The sequence below is a fragment of the Streptomyces murinus genome, assembly GCF_002154555.1.
Classification (GTDB): domain Bacteria; phylum Actinomycetota; class Actinomycetes; order Streptomycetales; family Streptomycetaceae; genus Streptomyces; species Streptomyces murinus.
Window position 1 is genome coordinate 1 of the sequence record NZ_MUNF01000288.1, and the last position, 10,542, is coordinate 10,542.

Annotated in this window: 10 protein-coding genes; 3 read left to right on the forward strand and 7 right to left on the reverse strand. The window is 71.7% G+C overall.

The features are described 5' to 3' along the window. Positions 1-189 precede the first annotated feature (189 nt). Complete coding sequence (locus tag CCN72_RS18345; protein WP_086808452.1) at positions 190-789, reverse strand: TetR/AcrR family transcriptional regulator; 600 nt, start codon at positions 787-789, stop codon at positions 190-192. A 123-nt stretch (positions 790-912) separates the two neighbouring features. Here CCN72_RS18345 and CCN72_RS18350 point away from each other — a divergent pair, with 123 nt between their 5' ends. Next, positions 913-1,926, forward strand: coding sequence for a zinc-binding dehydrogenase (locus CCN72_RS18350; RefSeq protein ID WP_085567545.1), 1,014 nt, complete (start codon positions 913-915; stop codon positions 1,924-1,926). A gap of 135 nt (positions 1,927-2,061) precedes the next feature. Here the strand turns inward: CCN72_RS18350 and CCN72_RS18355 are convergent, their stop codons facing one another. Further along, complete coding sequence (locus tag CCN72_RS18355; RefSeq protein WP_086808453.1) at positions 2,062-2,871, reverse strand: TrmB family transcriptional regulator; 810 nt, start codon at positions 2,869-2,871, stop codon at positions 2,062-2,064. A gap of 241 nt (positions 2,872-3,112) precedes the next feature. On the opposite strand from CCN72_RS18355, the gene CCN72_RS18360 reads away from it, so the two are divergent. Further along, the gene (locus tag CCN72_RS18360) at positions 3,113-4,381 is read left to right on the forward strand and encodes a S53 family peptidase (RefSeq protein ID WP_086808454.1); all 1,269 of its coding nucleotides are present in this window, start codon (positions 3,113-3,115) and stop codon (positions 4,379-4,381) included. 188 nt (positions 4,382-4,569) lie between these two features. Next, the gene (locus CCN72_RS18365) at positions 4,570-4,989 is read left to right on the forward strand and encodes an ASCH domain-containing protein (RefSeq protein ID WP_086808455.1); all 420 of its coding nucleotides are present in this window, start codon (positions 4,570-4,572) and stop codon (positions 4,987-4,989) included. Positions 4,990-5,216: 227 nt separating this feature from the next. Here the strand turns inward: CCN72_RS18365 and CCN72_RS18370 are convergent, their stop codons facing one another. The 5 genes from CCN72_RS18370 to CCN72_RS18390 all read right to left on the reverse strand — a co-directional run bounded on the left by CCN72_RS18370 (position 5,217) and on the right by CCN72_RS18390 (position 10,464). Further along, positions 5,217-6,104, reverse strand: a complete 888-nt coding sequence (locus CCN72_RS18370) for an alpha/beta fold hydrolase (protein ID WP_086808456.1) — start codon at positions 6,102-6,104, stop codon at positions 5,217-5,219. 176 nt (positions 6,105-6,280) lie between these two features. Further along, positions 6,281-7,408, reverse strand: a complete 1,128-nt coding sequence (locus CCN72_RS18375; RefSeq protein WP_086808457.1) for a pyridoxal-phosphate-dependent aminotransferase family protein — start codon at positions 7,406-7,408, stop codon at positions 6,281-6,283. Continuing rightward, positions 7,401-8,744: a glutathionylspermidine synthase family protein gene (locus tag CCN72_RS18380; protein ID WP_086808458.1), complete on the reverse strand. Its 1,344-nt coding sequence runs from the start codon at positions 8,742-8,744 to the stop codon at positions 7,401-7,403. The genes CCN72_RS18375 and CCN72_RS18380 overlap by 8 nt, the downstream gene beginning before the upstream one ends. Beyond that, positions 8,741-9,592, reverse strand: a complete 852-nt coding sequence (locus CCN72_RS18385; RefSeq protein WP_086808459.1) for an alpha/beta fold hydrolase — start codon at positions 9,590-9,592, stop codon at positions 8,741-8,743. The genes CCN72_RS18380 and CCN72_RS18385 overlap by 4 nt, the downstream gene beginning before the upstream one ends. Before the next feature lie 20 nt (positions 9,593-9,612). Next, positions 9,613-10,464: a class I SAM-dependent methyltransferase gene (locus CCN72_RS18390; RefSeq protein WP_086808460.1), complete on the reverse strand. Its 852-nt coding sequence runs from the start codon at positions 10,462-10,464 to the stop codon at positions 9,613-9,615. Positions 10,465-10,542: the final 78 nt, after the last annotated feature.

The following is a 10,542-nucleotide window of genomic DNA, read 5'->3' on the forward strand; positions in this document are numbered from 1 at the left end:
GGCGGGGTCGGCCGCCGATCGCGGCTAGAGGTCGCGCGGGGCGGCCCACAGATGCCGGCGCGGCTCACCGACGGCCCGCCGTCCGCTCGCCGTCCGTTCACTCCCGCCGCCGACCGCCGTACGGCGTACGGCGTCCCGGGATTCCGGATTCCGGGACGCCGGGATTTTAGGTCGGCCCCGCGGGCCGTGTCAGGGACCGGCCGGGGTGCGCGGCAGGGCTCCCGTGAGCGTCAAGTCGACGAGACGGGTGGCGAGGTGCTCGTCGAGGGGGGCGCCGCTGATCAGGGCGCGGGTGAACAGGGCGCCGCTGATGGCCTCGATGACGAGGCCGGGGTCCGTGTCCGGGGCGAGTTCGCCGCGCTCGACGCCCCGGCGGACCATGACGGCGCCGCGTTCGAGACGCTCGGCCCAGTAGGGGAGGCGGCGGTCCGGCAGGGTGTCGTCGCGTTCGACGCTCAGCCGCAGCAGCGCCTCACCCTGGGCGGTGGCCAGCAGCCGGGCGAGCGCGCCGAAGTACGTGGCGAGGTCATCGCGGACGCGTCCGGTGTCCGGCACGGGCATCGCCGCGTCGAGCTGTTCGGTCAGCGCTTCCAGGATCAGGTTCTCGCGGCTCCCCCACCGCCGGTAGACGGAGGTCTCATGGACGCCGGCGGCGCGGGCGACGGCACCGACGGTCGTACCGGCGAGCCCCTGTGCGGTCAGGACGTCCACGGCGGCGGCGAGCACGGCGGAGCGCATCCGGGCTCCGCGGCGGCGCAGCGGCGGTGCGTTCTGGTCGGGCGAGGGCATGGTCCACCATAACGCAGGGTTACTTGCTTTAGTCCGAGGGCGGGCGTAGGTTTCATCGCAAGGCGACTTGCGTTAAGGGGCTCGCGGCCCCAGGGGTCGCCGTCGCGCCAAGGAGGCCATGTCATGGAGCAGATGCTCGCCGCCCGGCTGCACATCCCCAGCCGCACCCTGCGGATCGAGGAAGTGGCGAAGCCCGAACCCGGCCCCGGTCAAGTCCTGGTGAAGGTGGAGGCCGCGGGCGTCTGCCTGTCGGACGTCCATCTGATCGACGGCACCCTCACCCCGCTGCTGCTGCGCGGCGACACGGTCACCCTGGGCCATGAGGTGTCCGGCACCATCGCCGGGACCGGCCCCGGCGTCACCCGCTGGACCCCGGGCCAGCGGGTCGTGCTGTACGCCGGTGAGATCCGCGAGGGCGTCACCTACACCCGGGGCGTGGACTACGACGGCGGCTGGGCCGAGTACGCGCTCTCCTCCGAGCACGCCCTGACCGAGCTGCCCGCGGCCATCCCCTTCGACCAGGGCGCGATCATCCCGGACGCGGTCTCCACACCCTGGGGCGCGATCACCGTCACGGGCGCCGTGAAGCCCGCCGAGGCGGTCGGCGTCTGGGGCGTCGGCGGGCTCGGCGTCCACGCGGTCCAGCTGCTGCGGACCGTCGGCGCGTACCCGGTCGTCGCGATCGACCCCAATCCCACCGCCCGCGAGCGCGCCCTCGCCCAGGGCGCGGACCTGGCGCTCGACTCCGCCGACCCGGCGCTGCGCGAGCGGATCCGCGAGGCGACCGGCGGGGCAGGTCTCGCCGCCGCGTTCGACTTCGCCGGCGTCCCGGCGGTCCGCGCGCAGGCGCTGTCGGTGCTCGCGGCCAAGGGCCGACTGGTTCTCGTCGGCCTCACCGACCAGCCGCTGACCGTCGCCGACGGCACCCGCTTCAGCTACCTCCAGCAGCAGATCCTCGGCCACTACGGCTCCGACATGCCGGTCGCGCTGCCGCAGTTGCTGTCCCTGCTCCAGGGCGGCCGCCTGGACTTCTCCGCCTCGATCAGCGGTGAACTCCCGCTGGCACAGGCGGCCGAGGCGGTCGAACGCCTGGAGAACAAGACCGGCGACCCGATCCGGCTGATCCTGCGCCCCTGACCGGGCAGCTCGGACGGGGCAGGCGGTGGCGGGAGCACCAGCAGGTGATCCCGCCACCGCCTTCGCACATCTCACCACTTCTTCACATCCGGCCACTCCCCCGCCCCGGCCATCCCTTCGCCGCGGCAGGGGAGTTCACGACTCCGGACCCGGCCGGGCCGCCGCCCACACCGTGTCGAACGCCAGCCGCAGGCAGGCCGCGAGAGCCGGATGTTCGATGAACAGGGTCGTCGTGGTGTCCGCCCCCGCCACCGGGTCCGGCATGTCGCACAGGACCAGGGACGCGTCGGCGATGACGAGCTTGAGCGGGAGGTCGGGGGCGAAGCGCGCCTCCTCCCCCGCCGCGGCGAACCGGCGGACATGGTCGGCGGTCTCGGGGTCGGCCAGGGTGTCGGGGAGGTAGATCGCGCGGACCGTGCCGCCGCTCTGGTGGAGGCGCCGCACGGCGGTGATGCCCGCCGTGTTCTCGGGCGGCGCGACGAAGGGTGGTTTGCAAAAGGTGAGGAGTTCGTGACGGGCCTGAAACTGGATATCGGCAAAACGTTCACCGATCGCCTTCGGGTCGCGCAGCACCTCGATGTAGTCCAGGGGGTCGGTGTGCTGCCGGCCCTGGGCCCACAGCGGGCCCAGCAGTCCGGCCAGTTCCTGCGAGGCCCGCTCCAGTCGGTCGACGGTCTCCCGCTGGGCGGACATCAGCCGGGCCAGGGCCGGTTCGGGGGGCACCGCGGAGTACGTCGTCACACGTCCGGGGCGTGCGGTGGCCAACTGCCGCCGTACCAGGGCGTCCAGGACGTCGTACACGCGCTGGCGCGGCACATCGGCCTCGCGGGCCACCTCGGCGGCCGTGTAGGAGCCGCGCCTGATGAGTGACAGATAGATCCGGGCCTCGTAGCGGGCGAGCCCGAGGGACATCAGTCGGTTGACGGTGGTGTCGTCCAGCTCCATGGCCGCACAACATATCGGCCGTTCAAAGAGCTTGGGCCAAGGTTTTACCAACTGCCCTTGTTCTCAACGGCAAACAGTCAATAACCTCAAGCCCAGCCACCACTGACCGGGGTGGCAGATCCATCGACATGCCCAGAACCAGACTCCGGCCGGCCACCCCCAACGGTGGGTTGTCATGCCTTTGACATGCCCATCAGGCCGTCGCTCCGGAGTCGTCCATCCCCCCACGGAGGGCAGTTTCTTGCATTCCCACCGCAGAAGGAACCGCATACGTCGCAGCGCCCCGGCGCTGCTGTCCGCGGCGGCTCTGATCACCGGCGGCGTGGCCGTCGCCACGCAGACGTCGGCCTTCGCCACCACCCCTGCCGCCTCGCACGCGGCGACCACCTCCGCGGCCGCGTCGGTGCACACGCACCGGCTGTGTTCGCAGCCGAGCAAGCCCGGTTACATGGCCTGCCAGTCGGTCGAGCGCACCGACATCGCCCAGCACAAGTCCCTCGGCCGCAACGACACCCCGCAGGGTTTCGGTCCGTCCGACCTGGCCGCCGCCTACAACCTCCCGAAGGACGGCGGCAAGGGGCAGACGGTCGCGATCGTCGACGCCAACGACGACCCGAACGCCGAGAAGGACCTGGCGGCCTACCGCTCCCAGTACAACCTTCCCGAGTGCAGCACGGACAACGGCTGCTTCAAGAAGATCGACCAGGACGGCGGCAGCAACTACCCGACGCCGGACGCGGGTTGGGCCGGTGAGATCTCCCTCGACGTCGACATGGTCAGCGCGGCCTGCCCGCAGTGCAACATCCTGCTGGTCGAGGCCAAGTCGGCGAGCATGGACGACCTGGGCGCGGCCGTGAACCAGGCCGTCAAGCAGGGCGCCAAGTTCGTGTCCAACAGCTACGGCGGCAGCGAGGGGTCCGACGACACCACCGCGGACGACCAGTACTTCAAGCACCCCGGCGTCGCCATCACCGTCAGCTCCGGTGACAGCGGCTACGGCGTCGAGTACCCGGCGGCCTCGCAGTACGTGACGGCGGTCGGCGGCACCTCGCTGAAGAAGGACAGCAGCACCCGCGGCTACTCCGAGACCGTCTGGGGCACCTCGGCCGGCGGCGACGGCGCGGGTTCGGGCTGCTCGCAGTACGACGCCAAGCCGTCCTGGCAGAAGGACACCGACTGCGCCAAGCGCGCAGTCGCCGACGTCGCGTCCGTGGCCGACCCGGCCACCGGTCTCGCCGTCTACGACACCTACCAGGCCAGCGGCTGGAACGTGTACGGCGGCACCAGCGCCGCCGCGCCCTTCATCGCCGGTGTCTACGCCCTCGCGGGCGCCCCGGGCTCGGGTGACACCCCGGCGTCGTACCCGTACTCCCACCCGGACCAGCTGAACGACGTGACCAGCGGCTCGAACGGGTCCTGCGACGTCGCCTACCTGTGCCAGGCGGGCAAGGGTTACGACGGCCCGACGGGCCTCGGCACCCCGAACGGGACCGGCGCCTTCACCAAGTAGTCCGGGACCCCTCCGGACCGTGTGAGCGCCTCGACGCCGGTCCGTCCGACCCCCGCCGCGGGTCGGACGGGCCGGCGTTCCGCGTTCCGTCTTCCGCCTATCGCGTTCCGTCTTCCGTCTTCCGTCTTCCGGGCAACTCCGTTGTGAGTTACACGAGTTCGGACACACCGTCAGGTACGCTCGGCCGTATGAGTGCTGACGATCTCCCCAAGCTCGCCCTCGCCTTTCCCGGCCCGGAGCGCGACAGCGGGGTCGAGGCCATCATCAGCGGCCGCAAGACGGCCATGACGGCGCTGGTCGAGATCCTGGAGCAGATAGGGCAGCCCGTCCCGGAGGCCGGCCAGCGGTACGCGGTGCTCGACTCGGACGACCGTACGGCCGTCGTGATCGAACTGACCGAGGCCCGGGTGATCCCGTTCCGCGAGGTGGACGACCGGTTCGCGCTGGACGAGGGCCGCGGCTACGCGAACGTCCAGGAGTGGGCCGCCGCGCACCGGGACTTCTTCCGCGGTGAGCAGGTGACCGAACTGCTCGGCTACACGCCCGTCGTGGACGACGACGCGCTGGTCGTGGCCGAACGGTTCCGGGTGGTCGACGCGGAGGGCTAGGGCCTGTCTGACAATTCCCGTCTGCCGCGCGACGCCATGCACGCACTCTCGCGGCACCGGGCGCAGACCCAAGTACGTCCAGTACGAGGGCCTACGCCCGGCACCCCGAGAGCACGCACCTGACGCCGCGCGGCCGCCCTCCGGGCGACGACGGGAATTGTCAGACAGGCCCTAGGACCGGGTGGTCGACACGGCGGACTGGAACTCGTCAGCGTCGCGATGCGCGCTCACTCTCGGCCGGTGTGGGCCACCAGCGCGTCGATGAGTGTGGGCCACAGTTCGCGGGGGCGGTCGTGGCCCATGTCGGGGAGCAGCAGGAGTTCGGCGCCGGGCACCAGTTCCGCCGTGCGTCTGCCGCCGCTGGGGTCGATCAGTGTGTCGTCCAGGCCGTGGATCACCAGTGTCGGTACCCGCAGTTCACGCAGCGCGTCCGCGCGGGAGCCGCTGAGGATCATCGCGCCGAGCTGTCGTCCGATCCCCGCGGGGCGGTAGGCGCGGTCGTAGCTCGCGGCGGCCAGTTCGCGCAGCGCCGCGGCGTCGCCGTACCGCTTGGAGGCCCACACCAGTTCCTTCTCCGCCGCCGCGACGTATCCGTCCCGGTCCGCGGGCCTCGGGCCGAACAGCACGGCCTGCGCCTGGGGGCTCGGCCGGCCGTACGCGCTCTCGCCGGTCGAGGACATCATCGAGGTCAGGGTCAGCACCCGCTCCGGGGCGGAGACGGCCATCGTCTGGGCGATCATCCCTCCCATCGAGGCGCCGACCACATGGGCGCGTTCGACACCGAGCGCGGTGAGCAGGCCGAGGCCGTCGGCGGCCATGTCGGAGAGCCGGTAGGGAACCATCGCGAGCGCGGTGGCAAGGTCACCGGAGCTGACGGCGGCGATGAACTCGCCCATGTCGACGGGATGGTCGTCGAACCTGGTGGACAGTCCGCAGTCGCGGTTGTCGTACCGGATCACATAGCGGCCGCGGCCGGCCAGCGCCCGGCAGAAGTCCTCGTGCCAGGCGAGCAGCTGCGCGCCGAATCCCATCACGAGCAGGACCGGCGGGTCGCCGGGGTCGCCGAAGGTCTCGTACGCGAGGGACACCTCGGGAGACACACCGATGATCGACATGCGTGGAGACTGTCATGGTCGGCCATGGCGCGCATCCGGGATTCCGGCGCGGCCGTTCGCGGCGGGCGCGGGGGACGTGCGGAAGGCCCCGCCGGGCGTACGACCGGCGGGGTCTTCGTCGTCACGTCACGACTGCTTCTTCGGCGTGTTTCTCTCAGCCGCTCCCGTGCCCGTTCCTACGCGCTCCGCGCCTTCGCCAGGTGCCGTATCGACTCCTCCAACGCCCCTTCCAGTTCCACCAGTCGGGGCAGCGGGATCTCGCCCATGGTGGCGATGCGGAAGTGGGTCCGCGACAGGCGGCCCTGGCCCGCGTAGATGACGTAGCCGCGCCGTTTCAGCTCGTCGTGCAGCGCGGGGTAGGCGACGCCGGTGGGCAGTTCGAGCGCCGTGACCGAGTTCGCGCGGTACGGCTCCTCGATCAGGACCGGCAGGCCCAGCCGGGCGAACCCGGCGCGCACCACGGCCGCCCGCTCCCGGTACAGCCGGACGCGTGCCGCGTACCCGCCGGCGGTCTCGTACTCGGTGATCGCCTCGTCCAGCGCGTAGCACGTCTGGACGGCAGGGGTGAACGGGATGTCCCCGGCGCGCTGGGCCGCCAGCTGGGCCGCGGGATCGAGGTAGACGCTGCGCCGGGGCACCGCGGCGACCCGGTCGACGCCCTTGGCGGTGGACAGCAGCAGGAAGGAGACGCCGGGGATGCCGTGCAGGCCCTTGTTCGCCGTCCCGCAGATGATGTCGGCGCCGGCCTCGGCGAGATCGGGTGACTCGATAGCGGTCGAACTGATCGCGTCGACCAGGAAGACCGCCTCATGATCCCGGACGATCGCGCCGATCTCAGCGATCGGGTTGAGCATTCCGGTGGTCGTCTCGTGATGCACGCACGCGACGGCGTCGATGTGCCCGTCCGACCGCAGGCGATCGGCGATGGCGACCGGATCGACCGGAGTGGTCCAGGGTGCCTGCACCACGACCGTCTCGATCCCATGGGCCTCGGCCATGGCCAGCAGCCGGGCGCCGTACACCCCGTTGTTGACGACCAGCAGCTTGCGTCCGGCGCGGACCGAGCCGATCACGGCCGTCTCCATGGCCGCCGTGCCGGAGCCGGTGATCAGCACCGTCTCATGGGTGTCCGGCACGCCGAGGCACCGGGTGATCGAGGTGCGCAGCCGGGCGAGGAGCTCGGCGAACTCCGGTTCGCGGTGGCACAGATCGCCCCGCAGCAGGGCCGCACGCACCCCCGGTGAGGTGCACGCGGGGCCGGGGTTGAGCAGGATGAGGTCGTCCGGCGCCGCGAGGTCAGTCATCGGCGCCCCAGTAGACCGGTGCCGGGACGGCGCCCTGGAGGCCGTTGATCATCAGGTGGCCGTCGCCCTTGATGCCGTAGCGGCGGATGGCGCCGACGAACTCGCCGTCCAGGACATAGGAGCCGTAGACCACGGGGACGGTGATCTCGTGCAGGTCGCCGGAGTCGTCCTGGAAGGAGAGGGGTTTCGGGGTCGCCGCCATCAACTCCTGTACGACCCAGGGGCGTTCGGCGCCGACCGCCTGCTCGATCAGGGCGGACCAGTCGGCAGCGGTGAGTTCGCGGCCGATGAGGACGTCCCGGCCCTTCTCCCCCAGCGCGGGCTTGATCACCAGGCGGTGCTGGTTGCGCAGCGACCAGTCGAGCAGGTCGACGCGCTCGCCGCGCCAGAAGGTGCGCCGTTCGGTGAGCCGCCGGGTCCAGGGCACCGCCTCGGTCAGGTCGGCGGCGAGGGAGGGCGGCAGTTCGCCGGTGAACTCCTCGTCGGAGAGCATGGCGAGGGTCGCCTTCGTGGCCAGGATCTCGCCCCACAGCCCGGTGATGGACCGCAGGGCGCCGTCGCGGGCGGCGGCGGAGATCCGGCCCAACTCGGCCATGTGGTGCGGGTTCTCGGCGTCCGGCAGGAAGTAGCGGTGGACGAGTCCGATGCGGGCGCCCCGGTGCCAGGCGGCGCCGTCGCGGATCTCGATGTCCTCCATGTGCACGGAGCGCGCGGTCAGTCCGTGCCGGGCCAGTTCCAGCACCAGGGAGCGGTAGTGCCAGTTGTCGAAGTGGTCGTCGCCTGCCGCCTCGTCGGCGTAGTAGGTGAGGGCGATCAGGCCGTCCTCGTGCGTCAGGTGCCGGCGCAGGAGGTCCGCGAAACGGCCCATCAGGTAGCGGGGTTCGCCGCAGGCGCCGAACTCCGGCCTGAGCACGTCCGCCTGGTGGGCGCGCAGCAGCATGTCGTTGAGCGGGAACAGGCCCGCGAGGGAGCCCGCGTTGACGTCGACGATGACGCAGCGTTCGGGTCCGGTGCCGTCGGTGGTGCCGAGGATCATGTCGGGGCGGCCGATGAGGTGCCAGTCCCGCGCGGGCAACGACTCCCACATCGGGACCAGTTGCTCGGGCAGGCCGAGGGCCTTGGCCATGCGGCCGGCGTCGCCGTCGTAGCGGTCGATGAACGCCTCGACGCCGCGCCGGAAGGCCGTCCAGGTGCGGGACATCTGTCCGAAGGTGGCCGTGGGCAGCCGGGCGGCCGACAGGGCGAACCGGAAGGGGACGGGGACGGCGTCCAACTCGGCGGTGACGGAGGACAGTTCCTCAGGGGTGAGCGCGCGGGGTGCGAGGAGTCCGGTCATCGGGCCGCCTCCGCTCGGGCCGCCTCCGCGAGGAAGGCGCGGGCCTTCTGGAGGAACTCCTCTGGCCGCTCCATGGTGATCATGTGGCCGAGGTCGTCGATGTACTCGGCGCTCGCCCCGGGGATGTCGCGCGCGAGCCGCTCGCCGATCTCGATGGCGTCCGGCTGGTCCATGCCGCCGATCAGGACGAGCGTGGGCACCTGGAGGGAGCCGAGCCGTTCGGCGGCGTTGGGCACGAGTTCGAGTTCGTCGGGCTCGTTGCCCGTCTCGGCGACCGTCCTGCGCCTGCGGTCGTAGCCCGCGGTGGCGGTGATCCGCAGCCGCGCGATCAGCGTCGGATCCATGTCCGCGAGGGTCCGCTTGGGTCCGGCGACCCAGCTGCCGAGGCTGATGTCGAGGGCCTTGTCGTCGTCGCCGGCCCAGATGAGGTCCTCCTCGGCCATCCGGTTGGTGTTCACCTCGTCGGTCCACTCGTGCTCCCGGCTGACCGGCGCGGCCAGCAGCAGGGAGCGGACCCTGGCGGGGTGCAGCACCGCGAACTCCACGGCGATCCGGCCGCCGAAGGACGGCCCGATCACATGGGCGCGCTCGATGCCGAGGTGGTCGAGGAGGGCGGCGAGGTCGTCGGCGGACTGGTACGGCTCGTCCGGGTATCCGGAGCGGCCGAAGCCCCGGCAGTCGTAGCGGACCACGGTGTAGTCCTCGGCCAGGTCCTCGAACTGGCCGTCCCAGATGGTGGTGTTGCCGTTGCCGGTGTGCAGCAGGACCACGGCGTCGCCGGAGCCCGCGCGTTCGTAGTAGAGCTCCGTGCCGTTGACGGGTGCGAAGCCGGTCTCGTGGTTCGTCATGTCTCTCTCCTCGTGCTGGCTCAGCCGCGGGCGGCGGTCAGCGCGCCGGTCAGCGGGGTGGAAGGCAGGGCCACGGACTCGCTGTAGCCGGCGGCGCGGATCTCCACCAGGAGGTCCTCCTGGGTCAGGGAGCTGCCGCCGTTGACCGCGGTGACCAGGTCGGACATCGCGTTGACGATGGGGAGTTCGGAATCGGCGGCGAAGGTGGTGGCGATCACCCAGCCGCCGGGCCGCAGCACCCGGCGCACCGCTTCGAGGGCCTTGGGGATCGCGTCCGGGGACATGAAGCTCAGCGGCAGCCAGGCCAGGTCGTAGAGGGCGTCGTCGGCGAGGTCGGTGACATCGCCGTGGCGCAGCTCGACCCGGTCGGCGCAGCCCGCCTTGTCGATGACGGTACGGGCGAGGCCGAGGACCCGTTCCATGCGGTCAACGCCGACGACCCTGGCGCGTGGCCAGCGTTCGGCGATACGGGCGGCGAGCTGGCCGGTGCCCACGCCGACGTCGAGGAAGGCGGTGCCCGTCCGCTCGGCGATGCCGGTGAGGCCGAGGACGGGTGCGGCCTCGTCCACGATCCAGTCGGCGACCTGGCGTGAGCCGCGTCCCTGGGCGAGCAGCACCTCGTCAGGCATGTCGCCCCAGCCCTTGGTGGGGCCCTCGGCGAAGGCCGCGGCCTGGGCGAGCTGGCTGGTCAGGGCGGCGGCGAACTCCGGATCGTGGTGACCGACCGGCAGCCCGGACAGGGTGAGCGCCCGTTCCACCGCGGCGCGCTGCTGCGGGCTGAGGTCGTCGCGGCCCTGTGCGGCGTAGGCGGCGACGGCCCAGGCCGCGTCGACCAGTCTGCTGAGTTCGAACTGCATCTGTGCGCCGAGCATGATGCTGCCTCCTTGGGCGTCAAACCGAGTCGGGGCGAGCGGGGCCGAGCCTGGCGGGGCGGCCGGCCTGGTCGCCGC

Coding starts and splice junctions, on each gene's coding strand:
- CCN72_RS18345 (WP_086808452.1), bottom strand. CDS start 789: ATGCCCTCGCCCGACCAGAACGCACCGCCGCTGCGCCGCCGCGGAGCC.
- CCN72_RS18350 (WP_085567545.1), top strand. CDS start 913: ATGGAGCAGATGCTCGCCGCCCGGCTGCACATCCCCAGCCGCACCCTG.
- CCN72_RS18355 (WP_086808453.1), bottom strand. CDS start 2,871: ATGGAGCTGGACGACACCACCGTCAACCGACTGATGTCCCTCGGGCTC.
- CCN72_RS18365 (WP_086808455.1), top strand. CDS start 4,570: ATGAGTGCTGACGATCTCCCCAAGCTCGCCCTCGCCTTTCCCGGCCCG.
- CCN72_RS18370 (WP_086808456.1), bottom strand. CDS start 6,104: ATGTCGATCATCGGTGTGTCTCCCGAGGTGTCCCTCGCGTACGAGACC.
- CCN72_RS18375 (WP_086808457.1), bottom strand. CDS start 7,408: ATGACTGACCTCGCGGCGCCGGACGACCTCATCCTGCTCAACCCCGGC.
- CCN72_RS18380 (WP_086808458.1), bottom strand. CDS start 8,744: ATGACCGGACTCCTCGCACCCCGCGCGCTCACCCCTGAGGAACTGTCC.
- CCN72_RS18385 (WP_086808459.1), bottom strand. CDS start 9,592: ATGACGAACCACGAGACCGGCTTCGCACCCGTCAACGGCACGGAGCTC.
- CCN72_RS18390 (WP_086808460.1), bottom strand. CDS start 10,464: ATGCTCGGCGCACAGATGCAGTTCGAACTCAGCAGACTGGTCGACGCG.